The sequence below is a fragment of the Dechloromonas sp. HYN0024 genome (genome assembly GCF_003441615.1).
Classification (GTDB): Bacteria; Pseudomonadota; Gammaproteobacteria; order Burkholderiales; family Rhodocyclaceae; genus Azonexus.
The window spans coordinates 702,196-719,884 of the sequence record NZ_CP031842.1 but is presented as its reverse complement, the minus strand read 5'-3'; the positions used below and the strand labels follow the sequence as shown (position 1 = coordinate 719,884).

General features: G+C 59.0%; 19 protein-coding genes. 3 read left to right on the top strand and 16 right to left on the bottom strand.

Annotation, left to right across the window (positions count from 1 at the left end; genetic code table 11):
- Positions 1-13: 13 nt before the first annotated feature.
- The 8 genes from HYN24_RS03465 to flgB are packed head-to-tail and all read right to left on the bottom strand — an operon-like array spanning position 14 to position 6,177.
- Positions 14-1,108 carry a flagellar basal body P-ring protein FlgI gene (locus HYN24_RS03465; protein ID WP_117607975.1) on the bottom strand — a complete coding sequence of 365 codons (1,095 nt, stop codon included), beginning with the start codon at positions 1,106-1,108 and terminating at the stop codon, positions 14-16.
- Positions 1,109-1,132: 24 nt separating this feature from the next.
- A complete protein-coding gene (locus tag HYN24_RS03460; RefSeq protein WP_117607974.1) occupies positions 1,133-1,789 on the bottom strand; it encodes a flagellar basal body L-ring protein FlgH in 657 nt (218 codons plus the stop codon).
- A 9-nt stretch (positions 1,790-1,798) separates the two neighbouring features.
- A complete protein-coding gene (flgG, locus tag HYN24_RS03455; protein ID WP_117607973.1) occupies positions 1,799-2,581 on the bottom strand; it encodes a flagellar basal-body rod protein FlgG in 783 nt (260 codons plus the stop codon).
- Positions 2,582-2,593: 12 nt separating this feature from the next.
- Complete coding sequence (gene flgF / locus HYN24_RS03450; RefSeq protein WP_117607972.1) at positions 2,594-3,337, bottom strand: flagellar basal-body rod protein FlgF; 744 nt, start codon at positions 3,335-3,337, stop codon at positions 2,594-2,596.
- 28 nt (positions 3,338-3,365) lie between these two features.
- Positions 3,366-4,640, bottom strand: a complete 1,275-nt coding sequence (gene flgE, locus HYN24_RS03445) for a flagellar hook protein FlgE (protein WP_117607971.1) — start codon at positions 4,638-4,640, stop codon at positions 3,366-3,368.
- A 21-nt stretch (positions 4,641-4,661) separates the two neighbouring features.
- Positions 4,662-5,333 (bottom strand): flagellar hook assembly protein FlgD, encoded by a 672-nt coding sequence (locus HYN24_RS03440; RefSeq protein ID WP_117607970.1) that lies wholly within the window; start codon positions 5,331-5,333, stop codon positions 4,662-4,664.
- 11 nt (positions 5,334-5,344) lie between these two features.
- Positions 5,345-5,755, bottom strand: a complete 411-nt coding sequence (gene flgC, locus HYN24_RS03435; protein ID WP_117607969.1) for a flagellar basal body rod protein FlgC — start codon at positions 5,753-5,755, stop codon at positions 5,345-5,347.
- A gap of 11 nt (positions 5,756-5,766) precedes the next feature.
- Positions 5,767-6,177, bottom strand: coding sequence for a flagellar basal body rod protein FlgB (gene flgB, locus HYN24_RS03430; RefSeq protein WP_117607968.1), 411 nt, complete (start codon positions 6,175-6,177; stop codon positions 5,767-5,769).
- Positions 6,178-6,211: 34 nt separating this feature from the next.
- Here flgB and flgA point away from each other — a divergent pair, with 34 nt between their 5' ends.
- From flgA to HYN24_RS03415, 3 genes are all read left to right on the top strand, one after another.
- The gene (gene flgA, locus HYN24_RS03425; RefSeq protein WP_240327721.1) at positions 6,212-6,949 is read left to right on the top strand and encodes a flagellar basal body P-ring formation chaperone FlgA; all 738 of its coding nucleotides are present in this window, start codon (positions 6,212-6,214) and stop codon (positions 6,947-6,949) included.
- 65 nt (positions 6,950-7,014) lie between these two features.
- Positions 7,015-7,293 carry a flagellar biosynthesis anti-sigma factor FlgM gene (gene flgM, locus HYN24_RS03420; RefSeq protein WP_117607967.1) on the top strand — a complete coding sequence of 93 codons (279 nt, stop codon included), beginning with the start codon at positions 7,015-7,017 and terminating at the stop codon, positions 7,291-7,293.
- On the top strand, positions 7,293-7,751 hold the full coding sequence (locus tag HYN24_RS03415) for a flagella synthesis protein FlgN (RefSeq protein WP_117607966.1): 459 nt from the start codon (positions 7,293-7,295) through the stop codon (positions 7,749-7,751). The genes flgM and HYN24_RS03415 overlap by 1 nt, the downstream gene beginning before the upstream one ends.
- 21 nt (positions 7,752-7,772) lie before the next feature.
- Here HYN24_RS03415 and motD read toward each other — a convergent pair whose 3' ends face one another.
- The 8 genes from motD to HYN24_RS03375 form a co-directional block, all read right to left on the bottom strand.
- Positions 7,773-8,573 carry a flagellar motor protein MotD gene (gene motD, locus HYN24_RS03410; RefSeq protein ID WP_117607965.1) on the bottom strand — a complete coding sequence of 267 codons (801 nt, stop codon included), beginning with the start codon at positions 8,571-8,573 and terminating at the stop codon, positions 7,773-7,775.
- The gene (locus tag HYN24_RS03405; RefSeq protein WP_117607964.1) at positions 8,573-9,313 is read right to left on the bottom strand and encodes a flagellar motor protein; all 741 of its coding nucleotides are present in this window, start codon (positions 9,311-9,313) and stop codon (positions 8,573-8,575) included. Before HYN24_RS03405 ends, motD begins: the two co-directional genes overlap by 1 nt.
- Complete coding sequence (locus HYN24_RS03400; RefSeq protein WP_117607963.1) at positions 9,306-10,058, bottom strand: RNA polymerase sigma factor FliA; 753 nt, start codon at positions 10,056-10,058, stop codon at positions 9,306-9,308. The genes HYN24_RS03405 and HYN24_RS03400 overlap by 8 nt, the downstream gene beginning before the upstream one ends.
- Positions 10,058-10,948 (bottom strand): cellulose synthase operon protein YhjQ/BcsQ, encoded by an 891-nt coding sequence (locus HYN24_RS03395; protein WP_117607962.1) that lies wholly within the window; start codon positions 10,946-10,948, stop codon positions 10,058-10,060. The genes HYN24_RS03400 and HYN24_RS03395 overlap by 1 nt, the downstream gene beginning before the upstream one ends.
- Positions 10,941-12,389 carry a flagellar biosynthesis protein FlhF gene (gene flhF, locus HYN24_RS03390; RefSeq protein ID WP_117607961.1) on the bottom strand — a complete coding sequence of 483 codons (1,449 nt, stop codon included), beginning with the start codon at positions 12,387-12,389 and terminating at the stop codon, positions 10,941-10,943. Before flhF ends, HYN24_RS03395 begins: the two co-directional genes overlap by 8 nt.
- Positions 12,386-14,470 (bottom strand): flagellar biosynthesis protein FlhA, encoded by a 2,085-nt coding sequence (gene flhA, locus HYN24_RS03385; protein ID WP_117607960.1) that lies wholly within the window; start codon positions 14,468-14,470, stop codon positions 12,386-12,388. The genes flhF and flhA overlap by 4 nt, the downstream gene beginning before the upstream one ends.
- Positions 14,471-15,604, bottom strand: a complete 1,134-nt coding sequence (gene flhB / locus HYN24_RS03380) for a flagellar biosynthesis protein FlhB (protein ID WP_117607959.1) — start codon at positions 15,602-15,604, stop codon at positions 14,471-14,473. It abuts the gene before it with no gap.
- 179 nt (positions 15,605-15,783) lie between these two features.
- Positions 15,784-17,688 carry a chemotaxis protein CheA gene (locus HYN24_RS03375; protein WP_205421432.1) on the bottom strand — a complete coding sequence of 635 codons (1,905 nt, stop codon included), beginning with the start codon at positions 17,686-17,688 and terminating at the stop codon, positions 15,784-15,786.
- Position 17,689 lies beyond the last annotated feature (1 nt).

Below are 17,689 nucleotides of genomic sequence, written 5' to 3'. Positions count from 1 at the left end.
CGCAGGTCGCCGCTCAGATGACTTCGAGTTCGGCGCGTAAGGCGCCTGCAGCCTTCATGGCCTGCAGGATGGCTAGCAGGTCGAGCGGGTTAGCACCCAGGGCGTTCAATGCCTTGACGACATCGGCCAGATTGGCCCCGGCCTTGATGTTCATCAAGCTGCCGTTGCCCTGCGTGACTTGAATATCGGCCGGCTGACCGGTTGCCGGATTACCGCCATCGACCACCACTGATAGGCTGCCATGGGCGACAGCACAGGGATCGAGCGTCACTTTCTGATTCATGACCACGGAACCGGTACGCGGATTGATGACCACCAGGGCGCTGCCCATGGCCGGCTTGACATCCAGACTCTCAAGACGCCCGAGGAAGGAAATGCGCTCATCGATATCGTCCGGCGCACGCACGGCAATACGTCGGCCATCAACGGCACGCGCCGTCCCCGGGGCAGTCGCCCGGTTGATCGCCTCGACAACGTTCTGGACGGTTCCAAAATCGGTGCTGGCCAGTTCGTAATGGACGAAGCCACCCTGCCCGACCGCCGTCTGGATATCACGCTCGATGGTCGCCCCGGCCGGGATTCTTCCCGCCGAAAGATGGTTAACCGCTATTTTCGAGCCGCCCGAGGAGGCACCAACACCACCGACCAGGACGTTGCCCTGGGCAATGGCATAAATCTGTCCGTCCGCCCCCTTCAGCGGGGTCATCAGCAGCGTGCCGCCACGCAGACTTTTCGCATTGCCCATCGACGAGACGGTAATGTCGATGTTCTGTCCCGGCTTCGAAAACGGCGGCATGACGGCGGTAATCATGACTGCGGCGACATTCTTCAGTTGCAGCTTGGTGGCCTGCTCGGCAGTCAGATTGACGCCCAGCTGCGACAGCATGTTGCCCATCGCCTGCGTCGTAAACGGTGTTTGCGTCGTCTGGTCGCCGGTGCTGTCGAGGCCAACCACGATGCCATAACCGATCAACTGGTTATTGCGGACACCCTGCAACGACGCCAGATCCTTGAGGCGCTCGGCAAAAGCCGGCTGGCCGCAAAGCGGCAACAGGCAAGCGGTGACAATTGCCGCCTGCCGGAACCATTTGCCGCTAAATGTCTTCATGATCGGTCTCCGCCTGAATGTTGCCTAGAATGGCAGTACATTAAGGAAGAATCGTGCCATCCAGCCCATGATCTGGCCGTCACTGATCTGGCCGGCCGATTTGTATTCGATGCGGGCATCGGCCACTTTGGAAGATTCAATCGAATTCGAGAAGTCCACAAAGCTCGGATTGACCACCCCGGATACGCGAACGAACTCCTGTTCCTCGCCAATTGCCAGTTGCTTTTCGCCCGACACCAGCAAATTGCCGTTGGGCATGACATCGATGACAGTGACCGTAATATTGCCGGTAAACACATTGTTATTGGCAGCCGCACCCTTGCCGCTAAAGGCGGTCGAACTGGTGGCACCCAGATTCACCCCCGACAGGCCTTTGCCGGGCAAGCCGGCGAGCGCACTGACGGAAGCCTTCTGGGAATTCGACTTATCGAGCTTGTTGGCATTGGCCGCCGAGGCCGTCGTGCTTTCCGTAATCTTGATGGTGATCGTATCGCCGACAAAACGCGCCCGGCGATCTTCAAACAGCGGGCGACTGTAACCGGCCTGATAGATCGCTCCATTGCCGCCAAGCGGCTCACCACGCATGACCGGACGCGCCGTCATCGGCTGATGCACGTTGGTCGGCGGCGTCGTCGAGCAAGCACTGATCAGCACAACCGCCAGCAGAACCAGACGTTTCATGATCTCACCTCAAATCTGGGTCAGACGCCCGAGCATCGCGTCGGACACCGAGACCACCTTGGAATTCAGCTCATAGGCCCGCTGGGTCTGAATCATCGTCACCAGTTCTTCGGCGACATTGACGTTGGAGGTTTCCACATAGCCCTGGTTGGTCACGCCAGCACCGTTGGTTCCCGGCGTATTGGGGGTCGGCGTGCCACTCGCCGCGGTTTCCAGGAAGAGGTTCTGACCAATTGCCTGCAAGCCGCCATTGTTAATGAAGGTCGCCAGCTGAATCGAGCCGATCTGTGTCGCCGCTGCTGATCCAGCCTGGGTAATGGTTACGGTGCCATCGGTCCCGATGGAAACGGAAGTGGCGTTGGCCGGAATGGTGATGTTCGGCTGCAACGGATAACCGTCGGCCGTCACGATCTGCCCCTGATTGTCTTTCTGGAAAGAGCCGTCCCGCGTGTAGCCAGTAGTCCCATCCGGCAGCAATATCTGAAAGAAACCACCGCCCTGAACCGCCACATCCAGCGTGTTGTCGGTTTTCTGCAGATTGCCCTGAGTATACAAACGTGCCGTTGCCACCGGACGCGCCCCGGCACCGAGTTGGAGTCCGGTCGGAATCTGCGACTGCTGCGATGATTGTGCACCCGGCTGACGCAGGTTCTGATACAGCAGATCCTCGAAAACCGCCCGGGAACGCTTGTAACCATTGGTGCCGACGTTGGCCAGATTGTTGGCGATGACGTCGAGCTGGGTCTGCTGGGCATCGAGACCGGTGCGTGCTATCCACAGAGAACGGATCATAATTTAGTCCTGTCAGGAATTCAGTGAAAGCAACTGATCAGCGCGCTGGGCGTTGGTATCAGCGGTTTGCAGCATCTTGATCTGCATTTCGAACTGGCGCGAAAGACTGATCAGATTGACCATTGCATCTGTCACATTGACGTTGCTGCCTTCCAGCGTGCCGGAAGCAACCCGTACCGTCGCATCCACCTCGGCCGGCTGGCCGCTGCGCAGCCGGAACAGGCCTTCGGTGCCGCGCACCAGATCGGCTTCGGGCGGATTGACCAGTTTCAGGCGGCCAATCGCGTTGGCATTGTTCGGCGTACCAAAACTGGGGACCACGGAAATCGTGCCATCCGGGCCGATTTCAATGTTGTTGTCGGGCGGGATGGTGATCGGACCACCATCGCCAACCACCGGGTAGCCGCTCTTGGTCTGCAACACACCGGTCACATCGACGTCCAGACTGCCAGCCCGCGTGTAAGCCTCGCTGCCATCGGGCATCTGTACCGCCAGCCAGCCACGCCCCTGAACTGACACATCGAGGTTGCGGCCGGTAAACATCACGGGGCCTTCGCTGAACACATCGCTGACCGATGCATCGACGACAAATGCCCGGGTCGGCATCCCTTCACCAAGGACCGGCACGGCACGGAAGCGATGCTCCTGCGCCTTGAAACCGACAGTACTGGCATTGGCCAGATTATTGGCCGTGCCAGCCTGCTGCATGAATACATGCTTGGCGCCGGTCATTGCGGTGTAGATCAGACGATCCATGGTGTCGTGCTCAGGTGGTCAGCGGCGATTAGCGGATGTTGACCAGGGTCTGGAGAATCTGGTCCTGCGTCTTGATCGACTGGGCACTGGCCTGATAATTACGCTGCTGGACGATCAGATTGACCAGTTCAGCGGTCAGATCGACGTTCGACTCTTCGACGGCGGAGGCCTGCAGTACGCCGAAAATACCGGTATTCGGGTTGCCGGGTGTCGGCTGACCCGAGTCGCCGGTTTCCGTCCATTGATTGTTGCCGATGGAGGTCAGACCGTTCGGGTTGCGGAAATTGAACAGCGCCACCTGGCCGATATTGCGCACCTGACCATTGTCGTAGCGGGCCTGGACAATACCGTCCTTGGAGACGCTGATACCAGCCAGGTTACCCGGCGCGAAGCCGTTCTGGGTCAGGTCATTAACGGCGAACGGACTGCCGAACTGCGTCATGGTCGGGATATTGATGGCGAATGTCAGGGGCGTCGTAGCACCTGTCGTCACCGCAAACTGTTTGTTGGGCAAAACACCCGGGATGGTCGTAGCCGTCGCCGACCCCTGAAAATAGGAGGCGGTCAGCACGCCAGTCGGCGAGAACACCAGTCGATCCGGGACTTCCGTCGCCGCGGTCATACCGACGGGCAGATTGCCATCAAGACGGGTGTATTGACTCCATTCATTGGCCGTCGACGTCTTTACAAAATAGTAGGACAGCGTATGCGGATTGCCCAGAGAGTCGTACACCGTCATCGCCGTCGAACTATTAAAGCTGGTCGGCTGGGTCGGATCGAATGTAGTCAGGACAGGCGGCGTCTGCCGTGAATCCAGATTAGCCGTGACCGAAGCGGTCGAGGTCGGGTTCGGCGTACCGGTGACAAAATCAACTTTCAGCTGATCGGTTGGCGGCTGCTGCGGAATAGCGCCGGTCGGATCGGCCAGAACGCCGAGCAGGCTGCGGTTCTGGTCATTGACGATGAGGCCGTTTTTGTCGAGGTGGAACTGGCCGTTCCGGGTGTAGCTGGTGCTACCGTTCTGGGACATGCCGAAGAACCCGGTGCCGTTGATGGCGATATCAAGCGGGTTGTTGGTTGCCGTGATATTGCCCTGCGTGTATTGCTGCAGCACGCCACTCAACGTACTACCGATACCGATCTGCGAGCCGCCGCCGCCCTGCAGGGAAGCGCCATAAACGTCAGCGAAGTGGGTCGCCGAGGACTTGAAACCGACCGTCGAGGCGTTGGCAATATTGTTGCCGGCGACGTCAAGTGCCTTGGAGGAAGAAGCCAGGCCGCTCAAACCTTGTTGGAATGCCATGATGTACTCCTTGTCTCAATCTCAATAAATCTGCTGGACCGCGTTGAAATCAACCAGGCCAGTGCCGGGGATTTCAAGCTGGAAGCCGTTCTGTCCTCTAACGAGAGCAGATACCGTGCCAACCTCAAGGGCGGTCGCCCCGACCTTGTTGCCTCCCTGGGTCGCCTGCACGGAGAACTGGTAATTGCCGTTGGCCACGCGCGTTCCATTGGCATCCTTGCCATCCCAGGCGAAATCGATAACCCCGGCCTTTTGCGCACCGAGCTCCTGCTGCGCCACCTTGACGCCATTGGCATCGCTGATCAGGATGCTGACCTTGTCGGCGTCACCATCGAGCTTGAGGCCGCCAATGGCCCCCTGATCGACCAGGGGGAGAGAATTGCCGGCGGCAAGGACATTTTTGCCGACTAGCGACGAGGACTGCATGGACAGCGCATCGCTGTAGGATGACAGCAGCTTCTGCAGCGTGCTATTGAGGCTGTCGATGCCCTTGACCGTATTGATCTGTGCCAGTTGACTGGTGATTTCCGCGTTATCCATGGGATTGAGCGGGTCCTGGTTCTGCATCTGCGTCACCAGCATGGTCATGAAGCGATCACCCAGCTGATCGGCCGCACTGGTCGTCGAGGACTTGTTCTCGGAAAGCTGCTGCATGACCGAATTGACGGTGGCATTACTGATCGTGTTACTCATGATGCTTCTCCTTATTGACCGATCTGCAAGGTGCGCAGCATCATGGTCTTGGCGGTGTTCATGACCTCGACGTTCGTCTGGTACGAGCGCGAGGCGGAAATCATGTTGGTCATTTCCTCGACCACATTGACGTTGGGGAAGGACACGTAGCCCTTTTCATCGGCTGCCGGATTCCTTGGGTCGTACACGATGCGGGGCGGCGAGGCGTCTTCAACGACCTGACGGACGCGAACGCCTTTGGCGATGTCACCCGCCCCACCCATCGGCGTTGCCTCGAACACCACCTGCTTGGCCCGGTAAGGCTTGCCGTCCGACGAGACGATACTGTCGGCATTGGCCAGATTGGAAGCCACAGCGTTGAGGCGCATTGACTGCGCCGTCATTGCGCTCGAGGACACCTGAAAGACGTTAAACAGGCTCATGCAAACGCTCCTTAGCTTTGCGACGAGGCCATCGCACTGCGTAGCCCCTGGAATTTGTTGCTGATCAACTGGGTAAGAATCTGGTACTGCAGTGCGTTGTCAGTAATCTGGGCACGCTCGACATCCATATCGACCGTATTGCCATCAACGGCCGACTGGGTCTCGCTGCGATATTGGAGGAAGCCCGGGCTGCTCGTACCATTTCCGGACAGATGCCCCCCGGCAGTGGCCATCATGGCCAGGCTGCCGGCGTCGGACCGACCTGCCAGTGCACTTTGCATGGCCGACTTGAAATCGATGTCACGCGACTTGTAGTTTGGCGTATCAGCATTGGCGATATTGGACGCCAGCACCTGATGGCGCTGCGACCGCAGGTCGAGTGCCTTGCTGAGTACCGAAAAATTTTGAGTAATGTCTGCCATGCTTCTCTCCAGCGCGTATTGGTTCGTTAAAAGCATGCTTCGTGCCATCGAAAATTGGCAGGCAGATCAGGGCACTATCGGGCAAAATACGCCCATGCTCCTGCGCTTTCTTGTCCTGTTTTTTCTGCTAACCCATAGCTGGCTTACCCTTGCCGCTGACTCGGCAACGATTGTCGACACGGCAGAGCAACACATCCGCCTGCAAATGAAAAACCTTGCCGGCAAAGCAACTATCACCATGGGCCAGTTCGACGCCAGCCGGCTCGCCCCCTGCTCAGTCCTTGAAGCATTCACCCCGCCAGGCAGCAAGATCGTTGGCCGCACCACCATTGGCGTCCGCTGCCTGTCACCCAATAGCTGGACCGTTCTCGTACCGGCTCAAATTGCCGTAGCCGGCAACTATGTCACGACCAGCCGAGCATTAATTGCCGGTCAGGTCATCGGCGAGGCCGATCTGGTCACCCTCAGTGGCGATATCTCACACCTGGCGACCGGTGTTGCCAGCGACCCGGCCAGTGTCGTTGGCAAAACCCTGCGCAACTCGCTGGGGGCCGGCCAGACCATTCGCATGGATCAACTCGTTGCGCCGATTGTCATCCGCGCCGGCCAGACCGTTCGGGTGATCTCGAAAGGCAATGGATTTGCTGTCAGCGCAGAGGGAAAAGCCATCAACAACGCAACCCTCGGTCAATCTACCCAGATTCGGATGAACTCCGGCCAGACAATATCTGGCACGGCGCGTGCTGACGGCAGTGTGGAAATCGAATTTTGAGCTAAAGTTTCAGCCTGGACGGTCGTTATACCGTCTGAGACCAAAAAAGTATTGCGAGCCCTATCATGAAAATCGACAGCACCTACAAGCCAGGCCCGACCCCGACGGCACCCCGTCCTGCCGCGCGTCCTGCACACGAAGCCGCCGCCGCTGGCGAATCGGTCAGCCTGAGCCAACTTGCCGGCGCCATGCAAAGCACCGACAAGCCGCCGGTCAATGCCGCGCGCATTCAGGAAATCAAGGATGCCATCTCGCAAGGTCGTTTCAAGGTCAACCCTGAAGCGATTGCCGACGGACTGATCCAGTCGGCCCGTGACCTGCTCGACTCCCAGCGCAAGGCTTGATGACCGCGCTGGCCGCACTGCTGAAGAACGAGGCAGCACTGGTTGTCCGCTTCCGCGATACCTTGCTGCGCGAACAGGAGATTCTGCGCTCTGGCACCAGTGAAGAACTGGCCGATATAAACACCGAAAAACTTGCTTTGGCAGAAAGCCTCAATGGTGCCGGCGCAGAACGCGCCCGCGCCCTTTCTGCTGGCAACGACAACGTTATCGACATGCAGGTCTGGTTTTCAGCACACCCAAGGGAAGCCGAGTCGATAAAGCTCTGGGACGGCCTTCTTAAAGTGGCTCGCGAAGCGCGTGAAATAAACGAAGTCAATGGCAACCTGATCAACGCATTGCACCAGAAAGCCAGCGATGCGCTGTCCATCCTTACCCGCAGCGAGGCGGAGCAATCCCTCTACAGCCGCGACGGTCAATCCGCACCCAGCACCGGCAGTCGAATCATCGATTCGGCCTGACCTGCCATCGGGTCATCCAGACTAGCGTGGAGCAGTTTTCGCCTCGTTGATCTCGGTTGGCTCTTCCGGACGATTTGAATCAATCATGATGGCCACCCGGCGGTTTCTCGCCCGCCCCTCGGGTGTCGTATTGGTTTCCACCGGCCGCGTTTCACCATAACCAATCGCCGTCAGCCGTTCAGCCCCCACCCCACCGTCATTGAACAAACGGAGTACGGTCGTTGCCCGCATGGCCGACAGTTCCCAGTTGGACGGGAATTGCGTGGTGGCGATCGGCACGTTATCGGTATGTCCCTCGATGGTGATCGGAAAATCGGTGCTCGCCAACACCTGGGAAATAACGCTCATGGCGCTGATCGAGGCCGGTTGCAGGCGCGCCTGTCCTGCGGCGAAGAGGACGCTGTCGGCGATTTCAATCGTGACGCCGCGACTGGTCTGCAACAAGCGCACCTTGCCCGAGGCGACCAGCGGCTGCAGGGCATCCATAATGTTGTCGGCGACACTCTTCATCTTCTGCCGTTGTTCGGCCTTCTTTGCCTCGTTCTTGGCCGTCTCCGGCACTTTGTCCATTTTGATGATGGGCCGGGGCGGCATCGGCGGCGCGCCGGCCATGACCGTCACCGGTTGCCCACCGGCTTCGCCGGTCTTGTTGTTGAAGGCATTGGTCAGCGAACTGGACAGAACCTTGTACTTGCCCTCATTGACCGACGATACGGCATACATGACGACAAAGAAGGCAAACAGCAGGGTGATGAAATCGGCGTAGGAGACCAACCACCGTTCGTGGTTCTCATGCTCCTCTTCACGACGTTTCCGGGCCATCAGTGGAGATAGCCCTTGAGGCGCCCTTCGATGATGCGCGGATTGTCGCCAACTGCGATGCCGACCAGGCCATCGACCAGCATTTCGCGCGAGGCCACCATGCGCGTTACGTAGTACTTGAGTTTGGCTGCCACCGGCAAATAAACCAGATTGGCCAGACCGACGCCATAGATCGTTGCCACAAAGGCGACGGCAATACCACCCCCCAGTTTGGTCGGATCGGAGAGATTTTCCATGACATGGATGAGCCCCATGACCGCCCCGAGAATACCGATGGTCGGCGAATAGCCGCCGGCGGCATCCCATATCTTGGCCGACTGACGCCACTCCTCTTCGAAGGTACCGATCTCCACTTCCAGCAACTCGCGGATGCGTTCCGGATCGGCGCCATCGACCAGAAGTTGCAGGCCCTTGCGGGAGAACTCATCCTTGATACCCGGAATAAAATTCTCCAGGGCCAGCAGGCCTTCACGCCGGGACATCTGGCTCCAGTTCATGATCAGCTCGATCTGGCGCTTCTGCTCAATGACCGGGGGGAGCCACACCCATTTGGCCATCATCATGCCGCGCTTGAAGATATGCAGCGGACTCTGCAGCAGGACTGCACCCAGCGTGCCACCGAGGACAATCAGGAGGGCTGTCGGCTGGACCAGCGAGCCAATGCTCCCTCCTTCGAGAAACTGGCCACCCAGAATGGCAATAACGCTGATTGCCAGACCGGCAAGACTGATCTTATCCACCGGCCTTCTCCTTGCGACGTTTCATGGCAGCGGGAACTTCCGGGACGATACGGCTACGCAGGCGGGCGATAGCCTGGGTATGCAACTGGCAGACCCGCGACTCGGTGACGCCCATGACTTCCCCGATCTCCCGGAAATTCAGATCCTGCTCATAGTACAAAGCCATCATCAGTTTTTCACGCTCCGGCAGCAGGCTGATAGCCTGCACCAATTGCTCCTTGACGCCGCGATCTTCAAGAATGCTCACCGGGTCGGCATCATTATCCGTAAAGTGGCGTTCGAGAAAGTCCTCGTCATCCGAACCGGAAAAGTCCTCAAAATATACGATCTGGTGGCCACGTGCATCCTGCAGCGTCCGCTGATACTCAGCCAGTGTCATGCCCAGCGCGTCAGCCAGTTCCTGCTCGGATGGCGCCCGGCCATGTTCGTGCTCAAGCTGGTTGATGGTTGTTTCAATGCGCCGCAACTCCCGCCGCAAATTCCGTGGCAACCAGTCGTTTTCCCGCAAGCCATCGAGCATGGAACCGCGAATCCGCTGGCTGGCATAGGTTTCAAACTGCGCGCCGAAACCCTCCTGATAGCGGTCGATGGCATCCAGCAAACCAAGCATCCCGTTCTGGACAAGATCATCAAACTGGACACTGGGCGGCAGCCGGGCCATCAGGTGATAGGCGATACGCTTCACCAGCGGCATGAAGCGCTGAACCAGCTGGTCCCTGTCAGGCTGCCCGGCAGCGGTATACATCAGGCTCTTAATACGTTGGGTGTTATGCGTTGGCTCAAGTGTAACAGTTGCTGCATGAATTGACCGACACCGGCGGCTTCGCATTCGCTACGCTGCCAGTACAGCATATCCGAAGCAATATCGCGGAATGCCGCAGCAGCAGCTGAATCTGGTGCCTGGACGAGAACCGGCCGGCAGAGTTGGGCCGACTGACGCAGCGATTCATCAAGGGGAATCGCGCCGGCATAGTCAAGGCGCGCCACACCGCGCTGCGCTGCAACCTGGGCGATATTGTCGAAAATCGAGCGGGCATCCGATTGGCTGCGCACCTTGTTTACCAGAATGCGGAAATGCTTGCGGGAGAAGGCATGGCTCACTTTTTTGATGAGCGAATAGGCCTCGGTGATCGAAGCGCTACTACCTGAAAGCACGACGACAGCCTCCTGGGCGACCAGACCAAAGGGAGAAAATCCGTTCGGGTGAGCCATGCTGGCATCGACCAGAATGACATCAATCGGCCGCTCAAGCCCCGACATGGCATCAAGCAAAGTTTGTTGCTGCGCCAGCGACAGGCGTCCGAGCTTGCGGGCCGCCAGCGCCGCCGGCAGGACACGCAGGCCAAGCATGGGCTGCAGCAGAACCTGCGACAAGGGCATTTGACGCTGAACCACGTTCAGGAGGTCATGGCGGGCCGCCATGCCGAAGGCCGCGGCAATATCGTCACCGGCAGCATGTTCGTCGATGATCAGGACTTCCTTGCCCAGCCGGGCCAGCGCCACGGCAATGTTGGCCACCGCCACGCTACGCCCGACACCGTCACATCCGGCGACAAACGTCACCACCTGCAATTGCTGGGCACCACCCAGCAGGCGACGCAATCCGGCCGCCTGATCAACATGAAAATCAGCCACGACTGCCTCCGACCGCCACCATGCCGGCATTTGCCATCATCAAGCCGGATTCGACGCCGTCGAGACGGTGCGGCGAGCTTTCCGGGACATCCTTGAAGGCACGATGCAACAGATAACCACGATTCGGCAGATGCAGATCTTCCGGCACGCGCTGCCCGTTCGAGACATATTGCAGCTTCAGGCCGTGCCGCATGATGACATCGAGCACCGTTGCCAGGCTGGCGGCCTCATCAATCTTGGTCAGGATGCAACCGGCCAGCGTCTCTCCTGCATAGGCGCGGACAACGTCATCGAGCGTGTCGCCACGTGAAGTCGAGTTGAGCAGGAGCAGGCGCTGCACATCACAGCCAGCCAGCATGTCGGTCAATTCCGGCACCAGCTTGTCGCGCTGGCTCATGCCCATGGTATCGATCAGCACCATATGCTTGTGCTGAAGTTCTGCCAGGGTCTGGCGCAGTTCGTTGGCGTCCTTCACCAGATGCACCGAAACCCCGAGGATACGGCCGTAGATACGCAGTTGCTCATGGGCACCAATACGGTAGCCATCGGTGGTCACCAGCGCCACCTTGCTGGGGCCGTGGCGCAACACACAGCGGGCCGCCAGCTTGGCCGTGGTCGTTGTCTTGCCGACACCGGTCGGGCCAACCAGGGCATAAACGCCGCCGCGATCGACGATGTCGTTTTCCTGGCCGATAGTGAGAAGCGAGCGGTCAGCCGCCCCCTTGACCCAGGCCATCGCCTCCTGAGCATTCATTTCACGCGGCAGATCGGCCAGCATGTCACGGGAAAACTGCGGGGAGAATCCGGCGTCGAGCATCTGCCGGAGAATTTCTGTCTTGACCGGCTCGGAACGGGCAGATTCACCCCAGGCAAAACCAGCCATATGCTGCTCGACCAGTTTGCGCAGCGAGCGGATTTCATCCATGACTTCCATCGGCACCACTTCAGCCTCCGGACGACGTGCAGCACTGGCCGGGCCAGCTGTTGATGCCGCCGGCGGCGCAATCGGGGCAACGCGGGGGGCACCCGCCGAGGCTTGCACCGGACGCCCGCTATCCATCTGCCGCAACGCGCCGGTCCTCGGAATGCCTGCATTGACCGAAGTGGCCACAGGCCTTGGTTGAGCTACCTGATGCTGCGCCGATGAGGACGAAGGCACCACGGTTGGTTGCGGAGGCTGGGAAATTCTCGCCCGGGCCGAACTGAGCACCACACGGTAGTCGTCGTCGGCATGACTTTCCGGCTGCTTACGCTCCGGCCTTGGCGCGTCCTGAACCTGAGTCGGCACGATCATCGCCATGTCGCGGGCCGCCACGGCCATGATCTCGACCCCACCCGGCACGCCGCGATTGGACAGTATAATCGCATCGTTGCCGAGCGTTTCCTTGACCTTGCGCAGGGCATCCCTGGCGGTTGCGGCGATGAATTTTCTGACGTTCATGTTCTACCTCCGATGATCGAGGTCACCTTGATAATTCGGGTTTCAGGTACTTCGTTGTGGGACAGTACCTTCAACTGGGGAACGGTACGCCGCAGGAATCTGGACAAGAGCAAACGCAGGCTGGCAGGCACAAGCAACACGGCTGGCAGGCCGAGGTTTTCCTGACGGCTGGCCGCCAGGGCAGTCTCGCGCAACAGCGTGTCGGCGAGCCCGGGCTCGAAACTGGTATTTTCGGAACCACCGGCGACCGCCTGTGACAGCAGGCGCTCCAGGGTCGGATCGAGCGACATGACCTGCATTTCGCTGTTGCCCGGGAAGATCTGTTGGGAAATGGCACGACCAAGGGCGATGCGCACCTGGCTCGACAGATCGTCGGCGTTCTGCGTACGGGTCGCGTGATCGGCGACAGTTTCGATGATCGTCCGCATGTCGCGGATATGAACCCCTTCTTCCAGCATCGACTGCAGAACTTTCTGCAGGGTGCCGAGAGGAATGACCTTGGGCACGAGGTCTTCGACCAGCTTGGGAATTTCCTTGGCCAGATGATCGAGTAGTTGCTGCACTTCCTGGCGTCCGAGCAACTCGCCGGCATGCGTCAGGATCAGGTGATTGAGGTGCGTCGCCACCACGGTCGAGGCATCGACCACGGTGTAGCCATAGGCCTGGGCCTGTTCCCGCTGCGCGGCATCGATCCAGACGGCGGGCAGGCCGAACGCCGGATCCTTGGTCGCCGTACCATTCAATGTTCCCGCCACGCGCCCCGGATTGATCGCCATGAGCTGACCGGCATAGGCCTCGCCCTGACCGACTTCGACACCCTTGAGCAGGATGCGGTAGGCGTTCGGCTTCAATTCCAGATTGTCACGGATATGAACCGGTGAAACGAGGAATCCGACCTCCTGGGCGAACTTCTTGCGAATGCCACGAATGCGGCGCAGCAACTCGCCATCCTGCGACTTGTCGACCAGCGGAATCAGGCGATAACCGACTTCCAGACCCAGTACGTCAAGCGGTGCAACATCACCCCAGGTCGCTTCCATGGCATCCTGGACCGGTGCCGGGGCAACCTTGACCGGCGCTTCGACAATGCGCCGTTCCTTGTCCATCATCCGCCAGGACATCCAGCCCATGCCCGAGGCCAGCATCAGGAAGACCAGGTTCGGCATACCCGGAATCAGGCCGAGGAAGCCGACGATCCCGGCCGTGATGCCGATCACCTTGGCATTGCGGAACATCTGTCCCATGACCTGCTGTCCGATATCGCGATCATCGGAGACGCGGGTAACCACCATACCGGCGGCGATCGAAATGATCAGGCCGGGAATCTGCGCCACCAGACCATCACCAATCGTCAGCAGCGTGTAATTCTTGGCCGCCATGGCCAGTTCCATGTTGTGCTGGACGACACCAACGATCAGCCCGCCGACCAGGTTGAGCAACATGATGATGATGCCGGCGACCGCGTCGCCGCGTACGAATTTCGAGGCACCGTCCATCGAGCCAAAAAATTCGGCCTCGCGGGAAATTTCAGTGCGGCGGCGGCGAGCATCTTCTTCACCGATCAGGCCTGCGTTGAGATCGGCATCAATAGCCATCTGTTTGCCTGGCATTGCATCAAGGGTGAAGCGTGCCGACACTTCAGCCACCCGGCCGGCACCCTTGGTGATGACGACAAAGTTGATGACCACCAGGATCATGAAGACGAGGATACCAACGGCAAAATTGCCGCCGACCATGAAATGCCCGAAGGCCTCGATCACCTTGCCCGCAGCATCCGGACCGGTATGCCCTTCAAGCATGACTACCCGCGTCGAGGCGACGTTGAGCGACAGGCGCAACAAGGTGGTCACCAGCAACACCGTCGGAAAGACCGAGAACTCAAGTGTCTTTTGGGTATTCACCGCGACCAGCAGGACAAGCACCGAGATGGCGATGTTGAAGGTGAAGAAGACATCCAGCACGAAGGCCGGCAGCGGCAGCACCATCATCGCCAGAATCATCAGGATGAGGAGCGGCGCCGCCAACTGCGAGGTATTCATCCGCGCCATGAAGCTTTGCATGCCGAATGTCGAAGCAGCCATTTACACCGCCTCCGGGACAAGTTCTGGCGGCACCGGCAATTCGCGCGGCGGCACCGGATACACACCACCAACCTGGCGCCAGTTGGCCAGCTGGTAGATATAAGCAAGAACCTCCGCGACTGCACTGTACAGGGCGGAGGGGATTTCTGCGTCAAGCGCGGCGTGCTTGTAGAGCGCTCGCGCCAGTGGCGGCGCCTCCAATATCGGCACCGCATTCTCGTTGGCTATCTCGCGTATTTTCTGGGCAATCGCGCCCGCCCCCTTGGCAACCACCTTCGGGGCCGCCATCCCGGTTTGATAGACCAGCGCCACCGAGTAATGGGTCGGGTTGGTGACCACCACATTGGCCTTCGGCACTGCTGCCATCATGCGTTTGCGGGCAGCCTGCATCTGCAGGCTGCGGATGCGCCCCTTGACGTGGGGGTCGCCCATCATTTCCTTCATTTCCTGCTTGATCTCTTCCTTGGTCATCTTCAACTTGTCGAAGTATTGCCAAAGCTGGAAAGGCACATCGGCGGCGACGATCAACACCAGGGTCGCGGCCATGATCAGGAAGGAAAATGAAACCAGGTTGCCTGCATGGATCAAGCCGGACTCCAGAGGCTCATTCAACAAGCCAAATATTTCGTCACGCTCTTTCCACATCAGCAGGACAGCAACGAAACCGACCAAGGCCGCCTTCAGCGCCGCCTTGCCCAACTCCATCAGGCTATTCCACGAGAACATCCGGCCAAAACCGGTCAGCGGATTGAGGCGATTGAAATCAGGAGCGATGGCCTGCGGCGAAAAAACCCAGGCGTTGAGGAAAAACGGAGGGAGGACAGCGGCCAGCACAAGCAACCCGAGCAACGGAGCAAAAGCCAGGAGGGCGTCGCCAGAAATCTCGAACAGCCGGGGCAACATCAAGCCCGGCTCACGCATGACTTCGGATTCGATGGTAAAGCCTTTTCTGACGACCGCCATTGAGCGCTGCATCAGCCAGCCACCCATGGTCCAGAAAGCGCCACCGGCCACGATCAAAACCAGAAAAGTGCCAAGTTCGCGAGAATGAGGCACCTGCCCCTTTTCCCGGGCTTGCTCGATTCGCCTACTTGTAGGCTCTTCAGATTTCTCGAGGTCGCTATCTTCGGCCATAGCCATCTTTGGTTTACGTTATGGCTATTATAGGAAAAAACCAGAAAAATTATAGAGGTACGTGTGTTTATTTATTCTGTTTCTCAGATGCCATCCGCAAGCCAATGACAACAGAGTAAACCTTCAAAATAAAAAGAGGGGGCATAGCCCCCTCTCAACTCGTTGACTGAAAACAGGAATCAGGCGAAATCGAGCGCCTTCAATCCCGGACCGGTGTCGGCATGCTGGCTGAGATCAGACAACAGCTCCTTCATGTCGAGAATCAATACGATCTGCCCATTGGACAGGGTTGTCACACCGGCTACACCCTTCGGACGGAAATCCTCCAGCGATTTGATCACCGCATCATCGCGCCCGGCGAAGCTGTCAACCGCCAGAATGAAGCTGCGCTCTGCCGTCTGCATGAATACGCCGTACTCCGGATAGCGTTCGAGCGGCCAGCCAAGCAGGCGTGCCAGGGTGATGACCGGCAGCACCTCGCCGCGCACCACCAGTGTTTCCTTGCCACCCACCTCCTGAACCTTGCTTTGCTCGATCGGCAAAATTTCGCGCACCAGTGACAGCGGCAGGGCAAAAGGCTGATCGCCAAGAAGAACCAGCAAAACCGGCAGAATCGCCAGCGTGAGCGGCAATGAAATGATGAAAACAGATCCTTTGCCGGGCTCCGAACGAATCTCTATCGAGCCATTGAGCTTCTGGATATTGGTTTTCACCACATCCATGCCGACACCGCGGCCGGATACATCGGAAATTTGTGCCTTGAGCGAAAAACCGGGAAGGAAAATCAGGTTGAGGCTCTGGCGTTCGTCCAGAGTATTGGCATCCTCTTCGGAAATCAGCCCTTTTTCGATAGCCTTGGCGCGAATCCGCTCGGCATTCATCCCCTTGCCGTCGTCAGCAATGATCAGGACGATGTGATCGCCTTCCTGACGCGCCTCAAGGCGCACCAGGCTCTTGACCGGCTTGCCGGCAGCCTGACGCTCCTCGGGCATTTCGACGCCATGATCGACAGCATTGCGAATCAGGTGGATGAGCGGATCGGCCAGATCCTCGATCATGGTCTTGTCGACTTCGGTTTCTTCGCCAGCGAGGACCAATTCGACGTCCTTGCCGAGTTGTCGGGCAAGGTCGCGGGCAATGCGCGGGTATTTCTGGAACAGGCGGCCGATCGGCTGCATCCGCGTCTTCATCACGGAATTCTGCAAATCAGACACCAGCAAATCGAGCTGACTGACCGCCTGATCAAGGGCGTGCAGGGTCTCGGAGTCGCTCTTCCCGGCCAGGATATCGGCCCGCAGGCTGGTCAGACGATTTTTGGTCAGGCCGATTTCGCCCGACAGATTCAGGACCTGATCGAGACGAGAAGTATCAACACGGATGGTGTTTTCGCGCACTCGCTCCTCAACACGCCGCGCCGACACCGGTTGACCGCCTGGCTTGTCGACGGCACGACGGCCAAAGGGTGATGCCGCCCCCTCGGACGCCACCACTGCCGGCGTCACAACCGATTCGACCATGGCTGTTTCGGCCTTGGTGATGACCACAGCCGGCTCCGGCGAGGCCGGCGATGCCGCCCCGGTGACCGCTGCGTGCAACAGGTTCCAATCCGGCTCGCCGGAAGCTGCGCTGGGTGACTTCGGCGCTTCGGCAACCGCAGGGGCCGGCTCGGCAGCCTGTGCAACGGCCACCTGTTCGCCGCTCAAGACACCCTTCAGCGCGGCGATGACCCGCGGATCGGCCGGCTGAGGTTGGACCATCTGCCCCAATTCGCCAAACATTTCGCGCACGCCCTTGGTCGCGTCCATGATGACGTCCATCAAGGCGGCCGTCAGTTCAAGTTCGCCATTACGCAGGCGGTCAAAAAGATTTTCAGTCAGGTGGCAGAGCGTCACCAGTTCGGACGCATTGAGAAAGCCTGCCCCGCCCTTGACCGTGTGGAAGCCACGAAAAATATCGTTGAGCAAGGCACGGTCGTCCGGCATTTTTTCCAGTTCGACGAGTTTGTTATCAACATCGGACAACAAATCACTGGCCTCCTGCAGAAAGTCCTGCAGGAGATCTTCCATTCCGGCAAAGTCGCTCATT